Raw genomic sequence first — 19,998 nt, 5'->3', positions numbered from 1 at the left:
GATGAGCATGAACTGGCCGCTCGGCGAGGCCGAGTCGAAGCTGGAGTTCTACGACCTGTCGCACCCGTGGGGACACGGGGTGCCGGCCTGGCCGTACTTCGAGGACGTCAAGATCGAGCGCCTGCACAACATGGCCAGGAGCCGGGTGCTGACCCAAAAGGTCACCACCGTAATGCATTCCGGTACGCACATCGACGCGCCCGCACATGTGGTCGAGGGCACGCCATTCCTGCACGAGATCCCGTTGAGCGCCTTCTTCGGCACCGGCGTCGTGGTGTCGATCCCCAAGGGGAAGTGGGGAGTGGTCACCGCGGAGGACCTGGAGAATGCCACGCCGGAGATCCGGCCCGGCGACATCGTCATCGTCAACACCGGTTGGCATCACAAGTACGCCGACAGCGCCGAGTACTACGCCTACTCGCCCGGCTTCTACAAGGACGCCGGCGAATGGTTCGCGGCCAAGGGCGTCAAGGCCGTCGGCACCGACACCCAGGCGCTGGATCATCCGCTCGCCACCTCGATCGGGCCGCACGGCCCCGCCGAACACACCGGCGGTCTATTGCCTTGGGCGGTAAAGGAATACGAGGAGCAGACCGGTCGCCGAGTGCTCGACGACTTCCCGGAGTGGGAACCGTGCCACCGCGCGATCCTGTCTCAGGGGATCTACGGCTTTGAGAACGTCGGCGGCGACCTGGACAAGGTCACGGGCAAGCGCGTCACCTTCGCGGCGTTTCCGTGGCGCTGGGTGGGCGGCGACGGCTGCATTGTGCGGCTGGTGGCGATCGTCGACCCCACCGGCAGCTACCGGATCGAGACGGGGGAGGCGGCGTGAGTTCCGACGGCGCCGGCATTCAGGTCATCGCCCGCGCTGCCGAGATGCTGCGGCTGCTGCAGGCGCACCCGGGCGGGCTCAGCCAGGCCGAGATCGGCGACCGGCTGGGCATGGCGCGCTCCACGGTCAGCCGGATCCTCAACGCGCTGGAGGACGAAGGCCTGGTCGCCACACGCGGGGGCCGCGCCGGGTACCGGCTGGGGCCGGAGATCGCGCGCATGGCCACCACCGTGCGCCTCGGCGTCGTGATGGACGTGCACCCGTTCATGGAGGAGTTGTCACGGGAGCTGGGGGAGACCGTCGACCTATCGATCCTGGACGGGGACCGCGCGACGTTCGTCGACCAGGTGGTCTCGCCGCACCGGTTGCGCGCGATCAGCGCCGTGGGCGAGTCGTTTCCGTTGCACTGCTGCGCCAACGGGAAGGCCCTGCTGGCCGGCTTGCCGCCCGAGCAGTTGCCGAGCCGGCTGGCGCCGCTCACCCCGAACACCATCACCAGCCCGGCGGCGCTGCGCAAGGAGCTCGAGCGGGTTCGCGCCGAGGGCGTCGCCTACGACCGCGAGGAGCAGACCGAGGGCGTCTGCGCTGTCGGCGCGGCGCTCAAAGGCGTGACCGGGCACGCGGTCGCGGTCAGCGTGCCCGTGCCGGCCCAGCGGTTCTACGGCCGCGAGGCCGAACTGGCCCGCGCCTTGCTGAACTGGGTCGACGACGTGGCCGCCCGGTTGGGGAAGGTCGATTAGCGGAGTGGCGGGTCGTCTGCGGTAGGCTTTCGACCTGCTGCCGCCGATGCGGGCGGCATCCGGGCTGTGGCGCAGTTTGGTAGCGCACTTGACTGGGGGTCAAGTGGTCGCAGGTTCAAATCCTGTCAGCCCGACGCAGGTCAGAGCTTGTTTTAGCCTGGATGAATAGCTTGTCCTGGACGGTTTGACGCCAAAAGTCACGCCAACGAGCGAATAGAATGCGCGTATGGCGACAGGGGTGGCCAACCGTCAGCGGAGTTATCCGCTCCTAAGTTGATCATCGATTCTGAAGCCAGCATCCGGGCCGTCTAGTCGATGATTCGTCATGTTGCGGCATTCTCCGTATAGCTGGAGCTTCCCTCTGCCACTGGCGGGGTCCTGCGTCATGACCGCGACGACCCCATCCTTATTCAGAACACGACCGTATGAATGCCAATCGGGTGGGGGGCCGTCGTTCCATCCGTGGGCCACCATCGTCGCAGCGATTCGCTGAAAGAATGTATTCGGGTCGGCGGTGGATGGTGGGCCGTCAGTCTGGCCGTTTGGCAGGGTGAAACTCATTGATACGACGCCTCTGTAGGGCGGATCACCTTGGTCATTGCAGGACGAGTAGTCGAAACGACCTGCGGGATCTTGTAGTTGAGCGTATTGGGCAATTTGCTTGGCGGGCTCGATGACTTGGTCACGTGTCTGTTGATCGGACAGCGGGTTGGCTGGATGGTCAATGTCCTGGCGATGTGGATTCACGAAAGAACACCCTCCCAATGCGAGTAGCGCCAATGCCTGCAACAAGACCCGTAGTCCCCACCAGGGCGCGTCGCGGTCGTCATCGCGGTCGGTAGCCGAGGTATTGGTGGTCATTTTGGATCGTGGTGCGCGGACGGTCGTGTTCTGGATCGATGTAGGCCGGTATACCCGGTATCCGGAATGGCCCGATGTGGGGCTGGCGTCGGCCATCGGCAATTAACCCATCCTGTTGTAGCTGGCCGGAGTGGCCGCTTGCGATATCGGTGAGGCTGCGCAGCGACTCGCTGCCCATGTCGTAGTAGTGGGAATGGTCGTGGCGGTTGATGTCTTGAGAGCCCATGACTTCGGCATGAAAGCGGATCGAGCCGTAGCCCTCGCCCGCCGGGTCTCGGCCCAGACCGGCATCTAACGGTATGGGTATGCCGTGATCGTTGAGCTTTTGTTTGAGCCACTGTTCTGGCATGCCGCTGCCTTCACCGATCCAACTGACCGGGTCGGTGGACGCTGCTCCGACGTAGACATGTCCTCCGTCGAGATGGAAGTCGGCGGCGCTGTGGGCCAGATCGGTTCCGGGGCAACCGAGTAGTACCGCGTCGTTGGCGTGCATGCTGCTGTGAGCGAAGGCGTCTGCGACTGTGGTTGAGCCGTAGGAATGTCCGATTACGGTGATGTGCTCGGGCGTCAGGCTGTTGTGGGTGACCCAGAGGCCGTTGACATCGGCGGCGAGCAGGTCCCCGCCTGACCGTGCAAGGCCAGGAGTGCTGACGCCTTGGATATCGCCGAAGCCGTGCGGTGCTTCGTACCCCATCCAGGCGATCACGGAGGTGTAGTGATGGCTGGGATCGGCTGCCAGGGACTGGTCGTAGAGGTTGATGGCGTCATCGTGGCCAGACATCCATCCCTGATACACACTGCTGCCGGTACCGGGCACGATGACGGCGGTGTTGCGGGCGTAGTCGGGATTGCCGATGGCAATTGCTGCCTTGCCCCAGCCGTTGAAGGCTTCGGGGTCGTAGGCCCACAGCATCACCGGTCTTGAGCCGTCGGTGTTGTGTGCCCGGTCGTATTCGAGACCGTCGCGGGTTTTCACGGCGTTGCGGTACCGCGTTACGTCGGTGGCTGTGAGCCCATATTTCCCGGGATTGGTGAAGAGGTCGTTGTCGAGGTTGCCGCGTGCGTCCCGGGTAAGGTTGTCCGGTGACAGACCGTGCTGCCGGGCGGCGGCCTCGACCCGGTTGATGTCATCGTTCATGACCGCCTGGTTGACCGCATCGCGGGGGATAGCGTCGATTCCGTTGAGGTTGCCGAGTTCTTTCGGGTGTTGCGCGATCAGCTGGTCTCTTTGCTCTTGGCTAAGCGAGTTCCACCACTTCTTCACGTCTTCGGGGTTGGTGGTCGGCGGGGGGATTTGGATTTGTTCGGGTTCGCCCTGCGCGTCCACCGGTGCGAGAGGCTTGGGGTCAAAGCCTTCGGCATGCAAATTGCCCAGTGACTTCTGCAACGTCGTCGAGTAGCCGTTACGTATGGAGTTGAGCTGATGGAGAGCATCCCGGGTGTCATCGACGGCGTCGGCTTTGGCGTCATTGATCAACGATTGGAGTTCACTCCTGGACTTCGCGTCGAGCGCGGGATCTTGGAGGTCCTGGGTCGCCGCGCCGATGATCTTGTCGAGCAGCTGTAACTGACGTTCCAACGCGGCGATTTCGGCGGCACCGCCCTTTTGCGCCTCGGCCAACGCGGCGGCGATATTTTCCAAGTCAGCGCCGATCTTCGGCAACTGCTCAGACTGCGCGCCGAGCGATTTGATCGTGCGCTGCACTTCATCGGAGCTGTTGATTGGGCTTGGGCTGCCGTCTTGGTGGTTCCAGGCAGCGTTGAAGCGTTGCTGGGCCTGAGCAAATGCATGCTCGGCCTCGGCGGTAGAGCGTCCAGCGCCGTGGAAGCCTTCGGCCAGACGCTCAATCTGGGCCGGGCTACCAGCCTGCAGAGTCCGGTTGACCTCCCACGGATCACCGCCGGCCCCCGCAACCAGCTCGGCGATGGTGAGATACTTCAGCTGCATCGAGTCGTCCGATACTTGGCGTCTCGGTCACCCACATCGCTGGACATTACTAGGGCTCTTGCTTAAAAGGGCTCGGTCGAGCGAGGTCGCACCCGTCGAGTTGCCACCATGACCGCTCGTCTAGTAATTGATCGATCAGCTGGGTACTCGGGGTATGGCAACTCAATTCCCGGGCTACGAACCCCGCGCGTGCTACTAGCCGAAGCTCACCATCGATACCCCAAGGTCGCGCATACGCGAAGCCTATGTCTAGGACCCGATGGCAGTAGGATCGTCGGGCCGCCGCGGTTGCTGTCCTGCCTCGCCGGAGCTGGGCGCCATCACATGCGCCATACGTTTCGCTTCTACCCGGTCCGTCAGTTCCTTGAGAAAGGAATAGACCCCCTGCAAGGGAAAGCGGAAAGGTTCATCCGTGGTCTTGCGCAGGACGGCGCAGGCGAGGCTGTCCCGGATGCCCGGATTGGCGCCGACGAACTCGGCGGTGATTTGGCCGGGGATTATCGGCATCATCATGGTGTCGCTCGACAGGACGGCTAGCAGGATCTCGTAGCCGTTCGCGGTGGCCAGGTCGTGGAAGAACCCTGGCTGGATGTTGTAGAAGCCGTGGTCGATCCATCCCAGGCATGGTGTCCAGTGGATCATCACGCCGCCTGGGGCGGTGTGATCATGAATCGCCTTGTAGCAATTGGCCTGATTGAAGACGTGCTCGCTCGTGCCGTTGTTGATGCAGACGTCGAACCGTGTCCCAAGGTCGAAGGGCAGGTTGAGATCCTGCTGCAGACGATAGTCGTTGGGCGGGAGCAGATCGATGGCGTTGTAGCTGCGGAAGTCGAACAGGGCTCGGTAGATGCGTTTGGCGTCGGCATAGATCTGCGGCATACCGTCCGGCGCCGGCTCGGCGAGCAACGCGTCGCGCCGCGGCCCTTCTTCGAGGAGGATCGGGATCGCCTGCGCCACATCGATCATGGTCTCGGCTTCGCCGAATTCAAGGATGCGGCCTTGCTGAGGAAGCAGGCCGCGGCGCGACGCCTCTAGCAGGAAGCTGAGCTCGGTATTGGTAATTGCCATCACAAAGTCGGGCTCGGCACACGGCGACGCATGCTGGCTATCCTATGGCGCCTCGCCCGGCGGAGAATAGCCTCGGCTCCGGCCGGCAATACGCCGGGAAGAACGCCACGCTGAGGCGCCCTGTCCCGCAAGCTGTTCGGACGCATCGCGGGCCACCCCGTGGCGACAACCGAAAAGGTTGTCGTGCGACGCGCTCACCGGCGAAGGATGATGACTGTCATGGACGCTGAACTGCAACGCTGGCTGGCGGCCGGAGACCACTTCGACTACCTCGGCTTCGACATCTTCTACCGCATCGAGGGCAGCGGACCGCCGCTGCTGCTGATCCACGGTTATCCGTTCAATTCCTTTGACTGGGCGCGGATCTGGCCCACGCTGACGCAACGGTTCACCGTCATCGCCCCCGACATGATCGGCATGGGGTTCTCCGACAAACCGGTGGCCTACGAGTACTCGGTGGGCGACCACGCCGACATGCACGAAGCCCTGCTGTCCCACCTGAACATCAGCAACGCGCACATCCTGGCCCACGACATAGGTGATTCCGTGTGCCAGGAGATGCTGGCCCGTCACGAATTCGGTCAGCAAGCCTATGGCGCGCTGCGCATCGACTCCATCACCTGGCTCAACGGCGGAATGTTTGTCGAGGCATACAAGCCCAGAATGGCGCAGAAGCTGATGTCGGGCACGCCGTTGGGCGACGTCTTCAGTCAAGTGCAGAGCAGTCCGGTGTCCCGTCGGCTGCTGGAGCCCACGCTGCGCGAAATGTTCGGCCCGAACACCAAGCCGACCCGGCACATGATGGACGTGTTCAACCAGATCTTGGACTACAACGATGGCCGGCGGGTGCTGCACAAAGTCGGCCGGTTCATCAACGATCGCTACGCACACCGAAACCGGTGGGTGCGCGCCATGCGGCAGACCGCGGTTCCCATGCGATTGATCGACGGGCCCATCGACCCCAACTCCGGCGCGCACATGGCGCGCCGCTATGCCGAGGTGATTCCCGAACCCAATGTCGTGATGCTCGCCGACGACATCGGGCACTGGCCGCAACTCGAGGCACCCGAGGCGGTGTTGACGCACTTCCTCGCCCACATCGACCGCGTCGCGGCAGGCTGAACGCCTCGCCGGCGGCTAATCGTGATGCGGCGGTCGCTCGTCGCGGAGCCGGGCTTCGTCCGACGCCGAGCGCATCTGCTCCTCGTCGCCGAACCTCTCCAGATCCTCGGGCGTGGTACGCACCCGCGGCGGCTTCGGCGCGGCCCGGGATGGGCGAGGGGGTTCGGTGGGCACGACGCGATTATCCGCCCACCGGTCTACGGCTGAAAAGCCGGAAGAATAGTGCCGGAATCGCGGATCTCCCAGATGCTGGTTTTGGTGATGCCATCGAAGTTGATCTTGTTCAAGGTCTCTCGTGAATACGTGAGGTCGATGGCGACGTGAGTCGCGGTGTTGCCGTACGGGTCGGTCATCGGGAAGGTGCCTTGCACGTTCACCGCGGAAGCGTCGGGATACGTCGCTCTCGCATATCTGAGGATGTCGATGGTGTCCGTCCGCGCACCGTCTTTGATCATCTGTTCGGTGTAATTGTCACGAATGGCGAATCGGGCGTTGACCACGTCGCCGTTCGGGCCGGGTGCGGTGGTGAAGGTGACTCCGTCCGGCTTCTTGGGGCCGGGCGGTGTAGTCGGCGCAGCCTCGGTCGGCGGTCCCGCTGTGGCCGAACTGGTCGGGGTCGATGGGGCGTCCTTCTTCTGGTCGAAAACCCAGGTCTTCCCGACGATGATGAGCAGGACGAGGAAGCCCAAAGCCGCGAGGGCCAGGGCCGCCTTCCCGGGAGTCTCTTTCTTCGGCGGTTCTGCGGCGAACGCCCACTCGCTGGTCCAGCTGGTGCCGTCGAAATACCGTTGCAGCCCGTGACCAACCCCCGCCGGGTCGGGGTACCAGCCCGGCGCCGATTGGGGCGGCGGCGGCGGCGCCTGTTCGAATGGCATCTATCCATTTTCGTCGTGAATGAGACCTCTCGGCTACCCGCCGCGGGGGCCGCTCGAAACGGGCCCCGTTTGGTGCGCTCGCCCCTCAGTCCTCGCGGTCCGGTTCGGTGAGTTCCGGCGCGTTCTCACGCGTCGCCATTCCACCTTCGCCGCCCTGATCCGCGGGACCGGGTCGGCCCCCCTTTGGCTCGTCCTCGTCCTTCGAATGCCTGCCCATCGCAACCTCCTTCGTCGCTAAGGACTACCCACGCCTCCGGCGATGTGAACTCGAGATGGCCCCGGCGTGACGACTCGGCGTGGTGGCGGACATTCGACGCGCCGGTACGCCCGGAGCGGGTTATGAATCTAGGGGTGAGCAGCCACCAGGTGAACCTGACCCAGCAGGAAAGCTCGTTGATCGGCGAGAGCCATCCCGAGGCCCTCATGCGCATGGACGAGAAGTCGCTCAAGGATTTGCAGAGCCGGCTCAGGCAGGCGCGCGACAAGAACTTCAGCTTGTTGCGGCGCCGGGGTGCGGCTCGGGTGGAGGCCGAAGGGGCCCGCGGCTCCGCCCAGCCCGCGAACGAGAAGCGCGGCGAGAAGGTGCAGATCTTCGACGAGGCACTGGCCCGGGTGAGCGAGCGCCTCGGCCAGCTGTGAGCCCGCGGTCCGGTGTAGGACTACGAGTGTGATGAACACCCAGGAGTTGGCCCGGGAGCTCGTCCTCCCCGGGGCCCAGAAGCTGCTCTCCGGCTCCATGGCCAGGCTCGCCTACAACGGGCACGACGGCTTCCCGCGAGTCATCCCGGTCGGATTTCACTGGACCGGCGAACGCATCGTCGTCTCCACCGCACCGAGCTCCCCGAAAGCGCGGGCGCTTTCGGCACGTCCGCAGGTGGCACTGACGATCGATTCGGGCTCCACCCCGGAAGAGGCGAAAGCCCTCCTGGTACGCGGGCTCGCCACACTGCAAACCGTCGACGGCGTCACCGAGGAGTATCTCGAGGCGGCGAGGAGCTCTATGGACGGCCCGCAACTCGCCGAGTTCGAACGCAACGTGCGGTCGACGTATAAGCAGATGGTGCGCATATCGGTCGAACCGCTATGGGCGCGGTTCTATGACTTTGGCGCCGGGCGGTTACCCGCGTTCCTCGCGGACCTCGTCAACGAGGGCTAGCCAGCAATACACCTTGACCACGCGGGGCACCGCATGAAAGATCGTGGTTTAGATACCGCATCTGTTGGGGGGTGCACCGCACATGACCGCACGTCACCTACCCCATTTGCTTGTTTCCGCCGTCCTCGCGGCGGCGGGCGTCAGCGCTCCGGTCCTCGGTTCTGCCATTCCGTTCGCTGCTGCCGATCCATGCCCGGACGTGCAGGTGCTGTTCGCGCGCGGCACCGATGACCCGCCGGGACTCGGCGCGACCGGACAGGCATTCGTCGACTCGCTGCGGCCGCGCGTTGGCGCAAAGTCGCTCGACGTCTATCCGGTCAACTATCCCGCCACCCACGACTGGACGAACGCGGGCGAGGCGGGCATCAGGGACGCGGGCGCGCATGTCGTTTCGACGGCGCACGACTGCCCCAACACCAAAATGGTGCTCGCCGGCTATTCCCAGGGCGCTGCCGTGATGGGGTTCGTCACCTCGGCCGCCGTGCCGGCTGGCATCGATCCGGCCTCCGTGCCCAAACCGTTGGACCCCGAGGTGGCCAACCATGTCTCGTCGGTCGTGCTCTTCGCACTGCCAAGCGAGAAGGCGATGAACTTTTTGGGCGAGCCGCCGGTCGTCATCGGTCCGCTCTATCAGGCCAAGACCGTCCAGGTATGCGCCGAGGGTGACCCGATCTGCTCCGACGGAATGAATTTCGCCGCACACGACACGTACTCGACCAACACGGCGATGATCGACCAGGGCGCGGCGTTTGCGGCCAGTCGTCTTGGCGGCGGTCCCGGCGGTCCGGCGGCTGGCGCTCCTGGCGCACCGACGACCGCCGTCGGGTTCCCCGCCGCTCCGGGTTGATCCCAGCCCGGCCTTGTGTGAATGCCAACGCGCACAAGTGATTTCGATTCTGGAGTCGATCGGGCGGCGGTGTGGCGACTTCACATGGGCGCGAGCATAATCGGGTTGTGGAATCCCGCGGCGACATTGGAGCCCGTTTTCGCCGACTCCATCAACAGGGGTGTTTTCTCATCCCGAATCCGTGGGACGCCGGTTCGGCAATCGCGCTTGCAAAGCTGGGCTTCCCTGCACTGGCCACCACGAGCGCCGGACTCTGCTTCGCGCGCGGTCTGCCCGACACGGTGACTGCGCTCTCCGTCGGCGAGGCACTGAACAACATCGCCGAAATAGTGGCCGCGGTCAGCGTGCCCGTCAATGCCGATTTCCAGGCCGGCTATGCCCGAAGTCCGGACGAGCTGGCGCACAATGTGGCGCGCTGCGTGGCCACCGGCGTGGCCGGCCTCTCCGTCGAAGACGGCACCGGCAACGCCGGCGCGCCGCTCTTCGAGCTGGCCGAGGCCACCGACCGCGTCCGCGCTGCGCGTTCCGCGATCGACGATTCGGGAGCCGACGTCATGCTGACCGGCCGCGCGGAATGCTTCCTTTACGGCCACCCCGATCCGCTCGCCGAGGCCATCCGGCGGCTGCAGGCTTACGGTGAGGCGGGAGCCGAGGTGCTCTTCGCGCCGGGGATCCGCACCCGAGAGGACATCGCCACTCTCGTCGACGCCGTGGCGCCATATCCGGTCAACGTTCTGATGTCTTCCGACACGGGGCTGACGGTGACGGACCTCGCGCAGTTGGGGGTGCGACGGATCAGCGTCGGCTCGGCTTTCAGTCGGGTCGCGTGGGGTGCGTTCCTGGCCGCCGCGCGGAAGCTGATCGAGGACGGCTCCTTCGAGGGACTCACCGGAGCCGCGAGCTTCGACGAGCTGAATACGCTGTTCAGCGAATAGGGTCGCGGCGGCGAGCTACCGGGCTTTCCGGAGATCGACGAGCGAGTTCTTCAGTCCACCATCCAGTCGGACCTGGACGGCCGCCACGGCGACCATCACCCCAGCGGTCAGCAGGTGCACCACCGCGTCGGTGACGTTGTTTGGGAAGGTGAAGACGTAGGCCACCTGATGTGAGAAGAACGCCCAAATGCCGGGCAGCGCACCGGCTATCGCGGCGAGCAACAGATATAGCACGGCCCAGGACTTGCGCAGCGCGAACACCAGACCGGGAGTAAACAGCGCGAGACCGGCGACGGCGTGCCAGCCGTTGTAGTCCATCCCGAGCAGCTGAACGGTCGGCGCGGTAGGACCGGTCGCGAAGCTGGGATTGACGACGAGGCCGATCACGGCCTGAATGACGTGAAAAGCGCAGATGATCAGCAGCCCGATCTGGGCGAAACTCCACCTCACGTTGCACCCCCTTGTGCGCGGCCCTATACCTGGATACTACGCCCCGTAGTAGAAGGTGGTCAATGGAAGCGGGGCAGCGACCTGCCACCGAGTCTTGCGGAACGCAAAGGCGTGGAACGAGATTGGCTACGCCGTGCTGTTGCGCTCGATCCACTGAGTAAGTGCGTCCTCAACCGCGGCCGCGACGTCCACACCAGCGCTGTTGGCGGTTTGCTCAAATCGCTCGACCAATTCGGTGCGGACTGAGGCGCCCAACTTCATGCGCGGTGGTTTTGGCTTCGGCGGCAGCTCGACCGGCACGTGCCGCGCGATGGATGCGTCGATGATTTCGCGAAGTGCCGGCATCTCGTCGAGCATTCTGGCGAGATCAGCGCGTTCGATGCGCAAGACCTCGGCCGGCCCGATCGTCGTAACGGTCGCGGAACGCAGCTTCCCACGGTGGAGCGCCGATTCGCCGATCACCTCGCCCGGACCCAGGACGGCGACGCGGTCCCGGCCGACGTAGACCCCGACCTCCCCGCTGAGCAGGATGTAGCAGGAGTCCGACGGCGTCTGCTCATGAATCAGCGGCAATGGGGCCGACGTCGAAGTGCGATGAGCCGCTCGGGCGAGCCGCTGCAGGTCAGCATCGGAGAACTTATCGAAGGTGCCGTACTGGCGTAATCGGCGAGCGTCTTCCTCATATTGCTTCTCGTCGGCCTTCATGGCGGCTCCTGACGTGCGATGTGACGCTATATCGAGGAGCGTAACGCGATTTGCCATACCGATGGCAGAAGATTGCGACGTAATCTACAGCCGGCCCGACCATACGTGGATGCGGCGAGCGGCTGTAGTCAGTTGCGCCCGGGGAGCCGCATCACCGCGCGCACAACGGGAACTAGCGACTTCTGCCACAGCGTCCCCGGAATGCCAAGCGGCGGATCGAGATTGAACACGCGCGCGGTCGCGATCGTCTGCGATTCGGTGTACTTCAACAGACCCTCGGGTCCGTGCCGGCGACCGACGCCGGACTGGCCCATCCCGCCCATCGGGGCGCTGAGGCTGCCCCATGCGAACGCGTAACCCTCGTTCACGTTCACCGTCCCCGACCGCAACCGGGCGGCGATCTGTTCGCCTTCCGCCGACGAGCCGGCCCACACGCTAGCGTTGAGCCCGTACTCGGTGGCGTTGGCCTTCTCGACGGCTTCATCCACGTCGGCGACGGGGTAGATCGACACGACCGGCCCGAACGTCTCGTTGGCCGCACACTCCATCTCCGGCGTGACTTCGGCCAGCACCGTGGGCTCGTAGAACAGCGGCCCGATGTCGGGCCGCGCCTTGCCGCCCGCAATCACCTTGGCGCCCTTGGCTTTCGCGTCGTCTACGTGGTCGGTCACCGTGTCCAGCTGACCCGCGGAGATCAAGCTGCCCATGTCGACCGAGAAGTCGTACGCGGTCCCCAGCTTCATGTTCCGCACCGCCGCGCCGAACTTGCCGACGAAGTCGTCGGCGATGTCCTTCTCGGCGTAAATCCGCTCGATGGAGATGCACAACTGGCCGGCGTTCGAGAAGCACGCGCGGGTGGCCGCCTTGGCGGCCTTGTCGAGGTTGGCGCCACGGGTGACGATCATCGCGTTCTTGCCCCCGAGTTCGGCCGAGAAGCCGATCAGCCGACGGCCCGCGTGTTCGGCGAGCTGCCTGCCGGTGGCGGTCGAGCCGGTGAACATCAAGTAGTCACAGTTGTCGATGATTGCGGTGCCCACCACCGAGCCCGGCCCGGGCACGATCGCGTAGAGGGCTCGCGGCAGGCCGGCCTCGTACAAGAGCTCGGCACACGCCAGCGCGCAATACGGGGTCTGGCTGTCCGGCTTGAGCACCACCGCGTTACCCGCCAGCAACGCCGGCACCGAGTCGGACGCCGTGAGCGTCATGGGGTAGTTCCACGGCGAGATCACCCCGACGACACCCTTGGGCTGGTAGACCACGGTGGTCTTGCCGATAGCCGGCAGCAGCGCCTGCACCTTGCGCGGCTTGAGGAGGTCGGCGGCGACGCGCACGTAGTAGTTCGCGTTCGCCATGAGATCGACGATCTCCTCCTGCGCCGCCCAGCGGGCCTTTCCGGCCTCGGCTTGCAAGAGATCCATCAGGAACTCGCGGTTGTCGACGACCAGGTCGCGATAGCGGCTGATGACGTCGATGCGCTCGGAGACCGGGCGGCTCGCCCAGTCGGCCTGAGCCGCCCGTGCCTCGGCGAATGCCGCTTCGACGTCTTCGGCCGTGCCGATGGGAATCGTGGTCAGCGGTTTGCCGGTGAAGACCTCGTCGATCGTCTTGGTCTGGCGTGCGGCGGCGTCTTTGATCGCGGCGAGCTGACGCAGGCGGTCGAAGACCTCGGCTGACGGTGCGGGCATGTCGTTACCTCCCCTATGAGCACAGCGTCCAGGCCACCAGCCTATCCGTCTGGATTGCTTGCGGTTGCCTCGGTCGGCGTGGCGTCATTTCGGTTCGACGTCCTCCGGCTCGGAATCAGTTGCGCCACAACACTTACCTGAGCGCGTGCTCGAGCTCGTCCGCGTAGCGGTCGGGATCGACCAGGGCCGCGACGTGCCCAAGTTCGCCGAGGCTCATGACCTCGGGGCGGCGCCCGAACAACCGCTCATACCGCGTTATATCCCGCGGGCTTTGGGTCGGATCGTTCTTGGCGCTCAATACCACGACGTCGCCTCGCCACCCCTCGAACGCGGCGGGGCTAACGATGCGTCTGCGGATGACGTCCGCGGCGACGCTGAAGTGCGAGACCACGTCGGACCGGCGCAACTCGTCATGCACGACGGTGCGAATGACCTCCGTCATTTCGGTCCGTGTGGGTTGCGGGAGTTGGTGAGCCAATCGAGCCAGCCCGACGGACACCAGGTTCTTGAGCATCGCTTCCGGCAGCACGCGCGCGAGCAGGATGAACAGTTCCTCCGCAACAACCCACGGCCGAGCGAAGTCCGCGGGTCCGGAGCTCGACAGAACGAGGCGCTGAACGGCGTGTGGGCGGTGCGCGAGATACGCCTGTGCCAGCATCCCGCCGTACGACTGACCCACCAGCATGACGCTGTCGGTGGATTCCGTACGCAACACTTCGTCGAACGCGGCCATGAACTCCGCGATAGTCAGGACAGGTGGGTAATCGGGGGCGATGACGGCATGCCGAGTGGCAAGCCTTTCGAGAAACGTCGACGCGACGGCGGCCCGACGCAATCCACCCGTCAACCACAGGACAGTCGGTCCCGTGCCGAGTCTGTAGTAGCGCCACGGGACGCTTCCGACGACGACCTGTTTTCCGTGCTCGCACGCAAAGCGCTGCATCTGACCTGAAACGCTCATCGCCGAGGTGCCTCCATCGCACGCGCTGTTGTCCAGCCCGGTAGCCGCACTCTTCGATCGAGCATCCCACGGGCACACCGAAAATCCTCACGGACCTTTCGCGAACAGGGGGCGGGGCGCTCACGAGCGCCCATAAGCGACCGCCATCGTCAGAAAGAGCACTGCCACGAGAAGGAATATCGTCGCCACCGGGTCGATCAGCTCGAATAGCATGGCAGCACAATCATCTCGGGCCCAAAGCGCTAGACACTGCAGGCTTCCCGGCCGGCCGACAGTTCATACCGGCGAGGTGGGTACCGTATGGCACCGCGTCCACGAGCGTGACGGTGAGCCCGACACCATGGGGTAGCACATACTTGCGCCGCTCACCGGGACGTGCCCCCATGATGGCCGCACCCAGCGGGGAATTGACCGAGTACACCTCCACATCGCCGTACTCGGCACCACGCGCGCCCAGCAGGAACGTCTCGATGTCACCGGTGTCGTCGTAGCGGACGGTCAAGACCATGCCCGGTTCGGCGATTCCGTCGTCGGGTGGATCCTCTCCGACGACGGCGTTGACCAGCAGGTCATGGATCCGTTGGATCCTCAGCCGCCGCGCGCGCTGGACGGCCGCGGCGCTCTCATCGGCGGCATCGCCAAACGCGTTGCCGTCAAACGACTCCCGCAGGGTGGCCAGCTCTTGCTGGAGCCGCGCATAGGCCTCCGGCGTTAGCCACGCGGGTTGCACGCTAGTCATGTTCGTTTCCCCTTCTCTCGATGGCGGTCAATGGCTGCCGATCAAGCGGCCGCTTAGCCGCGTTGGGCGGCTGCATCCGTTGCGCGCGTGCGGCTTCCGATGCATCCCGGTACGGAGTGGCCTTGAGCAGAGTCACGAGCTGGCCCTTGTCATGCGGAATCGCGTAGATGCGTTGCTCACCGGGACGAGCACCGGCGATGCACCGGCCCAGCGGCGATGCCATGGAGTACACCGTGACGTCGGCGTCTTCGGCGCCGCGCCGGCCGAGCAGCAACGTTTCCGTTTCACCGCTGGCGTCGTAGCGGATCGTCACCACCATGCCCGGGCCCGCGATCCGTCCGACTGCGGGGTTGCCACGCACCGCGGCCGTCGCCAGCAGGTCCTCGATCTCGCGGATGCGTTGTCGTCGTGCCGCGGGGCGCGCCCCGCGGATCCCGCCGTAATCCATTGTGTCGTCGGGGACTTCGACGCTGCGCTGGGAGCGCAGCGCGGCGAGTTCGTCCTGCAGTCGGCGGTAGTGCTGCGGCGTCAGAACGGCGGGCGTGCAACTGCTCATCGCGTAATTCCTTTACTGCGTAGGGATGTCGTCAGAGGCGGGCCGGCGTGTGGCAGCCGCCCCTGACGACCCGGAGCCCGTGAGGGGCAACGTGCGTCGGAGCCATCGCGCGGGTCGCGGTGGGTAATTCCATGGTGGTCCGGGTGGGCGCTGAGGCGTTTGCCCGAATTGGACAACGCCGGTGTTCGTCATTGTTCCGAGCCGACAGCGCAGGTTCCTTGCGGGCGCTCGCTGCGGGACCGGGTGCCCGATCGGTGGTGCCGCCATCAGCTCACCGTTGCCCGATGACACGGTCGAAGTCGCGCTGCCATCCGGCGTAGCGCGCTCGGTCGAGGGCGTGCTGGGCGCCGGCGAACGAAGCGGCCGCCGTGAGGCTTACGGCACACCAGATCGCGACGGCGATCGTGACCGCCTGGTCCCGGGGCGACAAATCCGGTCGGGTCACCGGCGAGCCCTGACCGTCGACCCAGATCTCCACGTCGTCACCGACTTTGGCCGCGGGGGGTGCGGCGATGTCTCCAGTGCGCTCGGCCCCGGCAAAATCCCAGCGGGCAGGCATCTGGACTGTCCGGCTGTCGAATTTTCGCGGGGAGCGGCTGTCCCCGACGACAGTCGCGGTCACCGTGCGGCGCGTCTGGACCTGCTCCGCGTAGAGGCGGCTGCGAGAGTCATGGACCGCGGTGCCGATGGCAGCGGCGATCGGCACGGTGAACAGAGACACCGCGACGGCCAGCACCAGAAGCAGCGCCTCCACCCGGTCGCTTGCCCGCAGCAGCGGGTTGCAGCCGAACAGCCGAGAGAACAGCCTTCGCGGAAAGGGCACGGTGAAGGTCTCCAGCGCGGCGTGGTCGCCGGGCCCGGGCTGGCACGGCGGTCGATCATCGTGACGCGGGCTAGTCATCGGATGTCCTATCGACGGATCGGGAAAGGCCGTGGGTTTCTCACCTCGATGGTGGCGCGGGTGGATGCCGCACGGCTTGCCGAAGTCCGACAATGGCGTCGCCGCTCGTTGTCGGATTACGACAGCGTTCGCTCAATCGATATCGGTGGCCGCGAGTTCGATCATCATGGCCAGCCGCTTCTTGGCGTCATCCAACGGGAGATTGGTGATTTCGGCCATCTTGCGCAGCCGGTAACGCACCGTGTTTTCGTGTACTCCCAGACGCTCGCCGGCTTCGGCCGGGTCGCCCAGCGCCTCGAGCCACGCCCGCAGGGTGGCGAGGTAGTCGGTTCCGTGAGCGCGGTCGTGTCGGCCCAGCTCGGCCACGGGTCCACGGGTCGGAGACCGGCCGGCTCGCGCCGCGGTCCGTAACCGCTGCAGCAGGATGTCATCCCACGATTCGTCGTAGGCGGGGGCCGCGGATCCGGGTGACGACTCGTGCAGCGCCAGGCATTCGTCGGCCTCCTGACGCGCGGCGGCCAGATCGGTCACCGTGGCCGGCCCGCTGACGCCGGCCAACAAGGCCACCCCTTCGGGCAGGGCCGCTTCGAGACCGGTGACCCAGCGGCGCGCCACCGCGGCCTGCTCTCCGGGCAGCACGGTGTAGATGGTGTTGCCTGCCAAGGCGCTGCGACCGGGCCGTGACCAGCCGAACCCGGCGGTGGCGCGCTCGAACGCCAGCAGTAGGGCGGTGTCGCGCTCGGCGCCGACGGATGCCTGCAGCGCGATCACCCGCAGGCCGCTCTGCGGCAGGCCGAGCTTGCTTGCCGCCGTGGCGGAGTCAACGCTGCCTTCCAGTAACCGGATCACCAGTTCGGATTCGACCTGCCGCTCAAGGTCGGCGCTGGCCTGTGACCGCAGCAGGTGCAGGGCTACCGTCTGCGCGCCCTCTGCCAAGGCCGCCCTCCGAGAATCGTCCAGTGGCTCGGAGCAGGCGACCCACACCGACCCCATCAGTTCTCGGCCCGAGCGCACCGCCACGACCATGCGCCCGGTGACGCCGGATTCCGCATCGCCCTCGACGAACGATGGCTCGTCCGAATTCGCGAGATGCGTGAACACGCCACGGGCGTGGAATAGTGCGCGCAGCCGGTCCGGGGTCTGTCGGCCCAGAATGGTCTCGACCTGCGCCGGGTCGACGTGTTGCTGCCGCCGTGAATAGGCCAGCACGCGCAGCAGCGCGTCGTGAATGACGACGGGACTGCCGACCGTGTCCGCCACGCTGTCGGCCAGCGCGAAAAGATCAGTGGGGCCTCGGCCGGCCGCGGTTTCGCGGCCCTCCAGCACCAGCCCGTAGATGATCGCGGCGACCTCGCTCCAGGACAGCCTGTCGTCGACCAGCATCACCGCGCCGACGCCGGCGCCCTCGTCGAACGTCATCGGCTCGGCGTCGCCGCGCGTCAACACCAGGATTGCGTGTGCCGACTTCGCCCAGCGCACCGCCTCGCTGGGCGTTGCGGCACCGATCGCCAGGAAAACATCACCGGCCACCGCGCGCTCACCCTCGCGTATCGCCACGCTGCGCAGCTCAGTGGACCTGGGCACCGATGACCAACCCAGCCGGACCCCGTAACCACCCAGCACATTCACCAAGCGGTCCAAAGTGATCACGAGCGCTCCCAAGCCGGCCGAGAAATGAGACCCGATGCCCCTTTATCTTCCCGCTGACCTGACGCTTCTCGTACGCCGATCGGTTAACGCGCGTGCACTTCGTGCGTCAAGTGTGTTCGAGGGGGCCCTTCACACACCGCTATAGCCCGAAAGGCTCAGAGGATGTGCATGCCCTGGGCCAATTGCGTGACCCCCACGACCGTGAAGACGGTGACCAGGATTTGCCGGTGGTAGGCGCGCACCCAGTCGTGCAGCTGCCGCAGCACGGCCTGGGTTCGAGCCGGCGCGGCCACGTAACCGACCAGGATCATTTCGACGACGGAATACATCAGGAGGACGAACGCGATCGAGGCGCTGACCTGGGTGGCGACCGCTGCCCGCGAGGCCACGATGATCGCGAGGATGAACAGCACGCCGTCGACCGGCACTGAGGCCAGCCCGACCACCCAGGCGATCCACAGTGATCCTTCCTCCCACGCGCGGTGGGCGCGGTGGAGCAGGCGGTGCATGCCGGAACGCTCTTCGGCGGAGACATCCCGTGCGCGGCTCAGAAATCGCGGGACCGCGATCGGCGCATCCGGGCCCGCGGCGCCCCCCGATGCCCCGGCCTTCACCCGCTGCCGCGTCGAGAAGCGCACGGCCATGACCGCGGCGATCGACAACGCGAGGATTCCGAGCGCGATTTGGATGTGCGGGAGGGTGGAGTTCGCGGCCGGGGCGGCCGAACCGTGCCGGTGGGAGCCGAACGCGGATGTGAAGTTGAGCAGCATCAGCGGGGCAAGCAGCTCGGGCACACATACGGTGAGGCCGCCGACCCAGTAGGCAAGCAGATTCGGCCCGGGGCGCGGCCGGGAGATCATCAACAGGGCGAGGCCCAGACGCACTGGATTGAGTGCCGCCAGAATTCCCAGCCCCAGCACTGACCCCCACATTGGCGCAGCTCTACCCGCGGCCGTGGGCGTCTAAACGCCGGCACTAGCGGATTGTGGCCCTGTGCGTCAATTCACATCCCGCCACCGGTCGAGTCCGCCTTGGCGGCGAATTATCACCCCCTGCAACAACTTCGAACAACGCCCCCGCACCCGTGAACACCCACCCAACGCGGCGTGAACACGCGGGGGAGATGCGATGGTCAGACCGGCGGCTCGGTGCCGCTGCGGCAACGGCAGAGCCAGCACCCCGCTCCGCTGCCACGTCAACCCCAAGATGAATTCATTGTAGGCGGCGTCGGGACAAAGCTTTGTTTTGCTGAGTGGCGGGAACGCGCGTACAACAAATCCACGGGTTACGAATCTCTTATGTAGGAACGAAATTCACAGGTTTGACCGCACCTGCGGCCGGGTACTTGCGGACCCGTGGAGTGCGACATCCAATGTCGTAGTGCCAGCCTGTTAATGGTTCGCTGGTGCGCCGACGGAAGCCCCCGCGGAGCGGCATATGCGGTTCCCGGGTTACCGTTGGCGTTGCGGACGGTATTGCGATTCGGGTCGGGGACACAAACTGGGGCCAGGACCGCAGCCATCACGGTCACATCACGACGGGGATCTCCGCGAAGCTCATCGGCGCTCGCATCGTGCCGGTGGGAAGGTCGCCATACTGGTCGAAACTAACGGCCAATCCTGAAGCGCTGCACCGTTTCTAGTGCTGCGCGCGCAGCGCTTCTGCTCTCATCTCTGTTGTAGGAGGTCGTCAGTTGCAGCTCAATCCGTTCGACGATGACAGCGGCAAATTTTTCGTCTTGGTCAATAATGAGGAACAACACAGCCTTTGGCCCGTCTTCTCCGACGTCCCGGCCGGCTGGCGAGTGGCGTACGGCGAAGCCGACCGCGCCGCCTGTCTCGACTACATCGAACAGAACTGGCCCGACATTCGTCCGAAGAGCATGCGTGACAGGGTGTCCGCTGCTGGTTTGTGATGTGTAGACGGTCTAGGTATGAAAGAGTCGGGAAGGCTTTCGGGGGGATTTA

General features: G+C 65.4%; 23 protein-coding genes and 1 tRNA gene. 9 read left to right on the top strand and 15 right to left on the bottom strand.

Annotated elements, in window-relative coordinates; all coding sequences use genetic code 11:
- Position 1: 1 nt before the first annotated feature.
- From A5697_RS23860 to A5697_RS23850, 3 genes are all read left to right on the top strand, one after another.
- Complete coding sequence (locus tag A5697_RS23860) at positions 2–832, top strand: cyclase family protein (RefSeq protein WP_067948531.1); 831 nt, start codon at positions 2–4, stop codon at positions 830–832.
- Positions 829–1,572, top strand: coding sequence for an IclR family transcriptional regulator (locus tag A5697_RS23855; protein WP_068012236.1), 744 nt, complete (start codon positions 829–831; stop codon positions 1,570–1,572). The genes A5697_RS23860 and A5697_RS23855 overlap by 4 nt, the downstream gene beginning before the upstream one ends.
- Positions 1,573–1,632: 60 nt before the next feature.
- Positions 1,633–1,706: transfer RNA gene (locus A5697_RS23850), tRNA-Pro, on the top strand.
- A gap of 124 nt (positions 1,707–1,830) precedes the next feature.
- Here A5697_RS23850 and A5697_RS27450 read toward each other — a convergent pair.
- The 3 genes from A5697_RS27450 to A5697_RS23840 form a co-directional block, all read right to left on the bottom strand.
- Positions 1,831–2,433, bottom strand: coding sequence for a hypothetical protein (locus A5697_RS27450; protein WP_231972165.1), 603 nt, complete (start codon positions 2,431–2,433; stop codon positions 1,831–1,833).
- Positions 2,399–4,381 (bottom strand): alpha/beta hydrolase, encoded by a 1,983-nt coding sequence (locus A5697_RS23845; RefSeq protein WP_068012235.1) that lies wholly within the window; start codon positions 4,379–4,381, stop codon positions 2,399–2,401. Before A5697_RS23845 ends, A5697_RS27450 begins: the two co-directional genes overlap by 35 nt.
- A 249-nt stretch (positions 4,382–4,630) precedes the next feature.
- Positions 4,631–5,449, bottom strand: a complete 819-nt coding sequence (locus A5697_RS23840) for a hypothetical protein (RefSeq protein WP_068012234.1) — start codon at positions 5,447–5,449, stop codon at positions 4,631–4,633.
- A gap of 219 nt (positions 5,450–5,668) precedes the next feature.
- Between A5697_RS23840 and A5697_RS23835 the strand changes: the two genes are divergently transcribed.
- Complete coding sequence (locus tag A5697_RS23835; RefSeq protein WP_068012261.1) at positions 5,669–6,571, top strand: alpha/beta fold hydrolase; 903 nt, start codon at positions 5,669–5,671, stop codon at positions 6,569–6,571.
- Between the two features lie 15 nt (positions 6,572–6,586).
- Here the strand turns inward: A5697_RS23835 and A5697_RS28195 are convergent, their stop codons facing one another.
- From A5697_RS28195 to A5697_RS28635, 3 genes are all read right to left on the bottom strand, one after another.
- Positions 6,587–6,745 carry a hypothetical protein gene (locus tag A5697_RS28195; protein ID WP_197501099.1) on the bottom strand — a complete coding sequence of 53 codons (159 nt, stop codon included), beginning with the start codon at positions 6,743–6,745 and terminating at the stop codon, positions 6,587–6,589.
- A 23-nt stretch (positions 6,746–6,768) separates the two neighbouring features.
- On the bottom strand, positions 6,769–7,446 hold the full coding sequence (locus A5697_RS23830; protein WP_068012233.1) for a DUF2510 domain-containing protein: 678 nt from the start codon (positions 7,444–7,446) through the stop codon (positions 6,769–6,771).
- A gap of 85 nt (positions 7,447–7,531) precedes the next feature.
- Entirely contained in the window at positions 7,532–7,663 is a 132-nt protein-coding gene (locus A5697_RS28635; RefSeq protein WP_255396012.1) for a hypothetical protein, read from the bottom strand.
- A 134-nt stretch (positions 7,664–7,797) separates the two neighbouring features.
- Here A5697_RS28635 and A5697_RS23825 point away from each other — a divergent pair, with 134 nt between their 5' ends.
- From A5697_RS23825 to A5697_RS23810, 4 genes are all read left to right on the top strand, one after another.
- Positions 7,798–8,085, top strand: coding sequence for a hypothetical protein (locus tag A5697_RS23825; protein ID WP_068012260.1), 288 nt, complete (start codon positions 7,798–7,800; stop codon positions 8,083–8,085).
- Positions 8,086–8,116: 31 nt separating this feature from the next.
- Complete coding sequence (locus A5697_RS23820; protein ID WP_068012232.1) at positions 8,117–8,602, top strand: pyridoxamine 5'-phosphate oxidase family protein; 486 nt, start codon at positions 8,117–8,119, stop codon at positions 8,600–8,602.
- Positions 8,603–8,684: 82 nt separating this feature from the next.
- Entirely contained in the window at positions 8,685–9,449 is a 765-nt protein-coding gene (locus A5697_RS23815; protein WP_067948502.1) for a cutinase family protein, read from the top strand.
- 107 nt (positions 9,450–9,556) lie between these two features.
- Complete coding sequence (locus tag A5697_RS23810) at positions 9,557–10,384, top strand: isocitrate lyase/phosphoenolpyruvate mutase family protein (protein ID WP_068012231.1); 828 nt, start codon at positions 9,557–9,559, stop codon at positions 10,382–10,384.
- A gap of 15 nt (positions 10,385–10,399) precedes the next feature.
- Here the strand turns inward: A5697_RS23810 and A5697_RS23805 are convergent, their stop codons facing one another.
- The 9 genes from A5697_RS23805 to A5697_RS23765 form a co-directional block, all read right to left on the bottom strand.
- Positions 10,400–10,834: a DUF4383 domain-containing protein gene (locus A5697_RS23805; protein ID WP_067948498.1), complete on the bottom strand. Its 435-nt coding sequence runs from the start codon at positions 10,832–10,834 to the stop codon at positions 10,400–10,402.
- Between the two features lie 126 nt (positions 10,835–10,960).
- Positions 10,961–11,539, bottom strand: coding sequence for a cyclic nucleotide-binding domain-containing protein (locus tag A5697_RS23800; protein ID WP_067948496.1), 579 nt, complete (start codon positions 11,537–11,539; stop codon positions 10,961–10,963).
- A gap of 128 nt (positions 11,540–11,667) precedes the next feature.
- The gene (locus A5697_RS23795) at positions 11,668–13,224 is read right to left on the bottom strand and encodes a succinic semialdehyde dehydrogenase (RefSeq protein ID WP_068012230.1); all 1,557 of its coding nucleotides are present in this window, start codon (positions 13,222–13,224) and stop codon (positions 11,668–11,670) included.
- A 133-nt stretch (positions 13,225–13,357) separates the two neighbouring features.
- Entirely contained in the window at positions 13,358–14,071 is a 714-nt protein-coding gene (locus A5697_RS23790) for an alpha/beta fold hydrolase (protein WP_197501098.1), read from the bottom strand.
- A 337-nt stretch (positions 14,072–14,408) separates the two neighbouring features.
- Positions 14,409–14,924, bottom strand: coding sequence for a GreA/GreB family elongation factor (locus tag A5697_RS23785; RefSeq protein WP_068012228.1), 516 nt, complete (start codon positions 14,922–14,924; stop codon positions 14,409–14,411).
- Positions 14,917–15,480, bottom strand: coding sequence for a GreA/GreB family elongation factor (locus A5697_RS23780; RefSeq protein ID WP_082953563.1), 564 nt, complete (start codon positions 15,478–15,480; stop codon positions 14,917–14,919). Before A5697_RS23780 ends, A5697_RS23785 begins: the two co-directional genes overlap by 8 nt.
- A gap of 271 nt (positions 15,481–15,751) precedes the next feature.
- Entirely contained in the window at positions 15,752–16,381 is a 630-nt protein-coding gene (locus tag A5697_RS23775) for a hypothetical protein (protein WP_068012227.1), read from the bottom strand.
- 132 nt (positions 16,382–16,513) lie between these two features.
- Positions 16,514–18,031, bottom strand: a complete 1,518-nt coding sequence (locus A5697_RS23770) for a CdaR family transcriptional regulator (protein ID WP_068012226.1) — start codon at positions 18,029–18,031, stop codon at positions 16,514–16,516.
- Between the two features lie 155 nt (positions 18,032–18,186).
- A complete protein-coding gene (locus A5697_RS23765) occupies positions 18,187–18,963 on the bottom strand; it encodes a GAP family protein (RefSeq protein ID WP_068012225.1) in 777 nt (258 codons plus the stop codon).
- Between the two features lie 761 nt (positions 18,964–19,724).
- Here A5697_RS23765 and A5697_RS23760 point away from each other — a divergent pair.
- On the top strand, positions 19,725–19,946 hold the full coding sequence (locus A5697_RS23760) for an MbtH family protein (RefSeq protein WP_067948094.1): 222 nt from the start codon (positions 19,725–19,727) through the stop codon (positions 19,944–19,946).
- The last annotated feature ends 52 nt before the right edge of the window (positions 19,947–19,998 follow it).

Origin of the sequence: Mycobacterium sp. E3251, from assembly GCF_001666835.1 — a bacterium.
Taxonomy (GTDB): Bacteria; Actinomycetota; Actinomycetes; order Mycobacteriales; family Mycobacteriaceae; genus Mycobacterium.
Note: the sequence above shows the minus strand (reverse complement) of the source record. Positions and strands in the feature narration are given on the sequence as shown.

Coding starts and splice junctions, on each gene's coding strand:
- A5697_RS23860 (WP_067948531.1), top strand. CDS start 2: ATGAGCATGAACTGGCCGCTCGGCGAGGCCGAGTCGAAGCTGGAGTTC.
- A5697_RS23815 (WP_067948502.1), top strand. CDS start 8,685: ATGACCGCACGTCACCTACCCCATTTGCTTGTTTCCGCCGTCCTCGCG.
- A5697_RS23800 (WP_067948496.1), bottom strand. CDS start 11,539: ATGAAGGCCGACGAGAAGCAATATGAGGAAGACGCTCGCCGATTACGC.
- A5697_RS23785 (WP_068012228.1), bottom strand. CDS start 14,924: ATGACTAGCGTGCAACCCGCGTGGCTAACGCCGGAGGCCTATGCGCGG.
- A5697_RS27450 (WP_231972165.1), bottom strand. CDS start 2,433: ATGACCACCAATACCTCGGCTACCGACCGCGATGACGACCGCGACGCG.
- A5697_RS23840 (WP_068012234.1), bottom strand. CDS start 5,449: ATGGCAATTACCAATACCGAGCTCAGCTTCCTGCTAGAGGCGTCGCGC.
- A5697_RS23765 (WP_068012225.1), bottom strand. CDS start 18,963: ATGTGGGGGTCAGTGCTGGGGCTGGGAATTCTGGCGGCACTCAATCCA.
- A5697_RS23795 (WP_068012230.1), bottom strand. CDS start 13,224: ATGCCCGCACCGTCAGCCGAGGTCTTCGACCGCCTGCGTCAGCTCGCC.
- A5697_RS23830 (WP_068012233.1), bottom strand. CDS start 7,446: ATGCCATTCGAACAGGCGCCGCCGCCGCCGCCCCAATCGGCGCCGGGC.
- A5697_RS28635 (WP_255396012.1), bottom strand. CDS start 7,663: ATGGGCAGGCATTCGAAGGACGAGGACGAGCCAAAGGGGGGCCGACCC.
- A5697_RS23775 (WP_068012227.1), bottom strand. CDS start 16,381: ATGACTAGCCCGCGTCACGATGATCGACCGCCGTGCCAGCCCGGGCCC.
- A5697_RS23780 (WP_082953563.1), bottom strand. CDS start 15,480: ATGAGCAGTTGCACGCCCGCCGTTCTGACGCCGCAGCACTACCGCCGA.
- A5697_RS23820 (WP_068012232.1), top strand. CDS start 8,117: ATGAACACCCAGGAGTTGGCCCGGGAGCTCGTCCTCCCCGGGGCCCAG.
- A5697_RS23835 (WP_068012261.1), top strand. CDS start 5,669: ATGGACGCTGAACTGCAACGCTGGCTGGCGGCCGGAGACCACTTCGAC.
- A5697_RS23845 (WP_068012235.1), bottom strand. CDS start 4,381: ATGCAGCTGAAGTATCTCACCATCGCCGAGCTGGTTGCGGGGGCCGGC.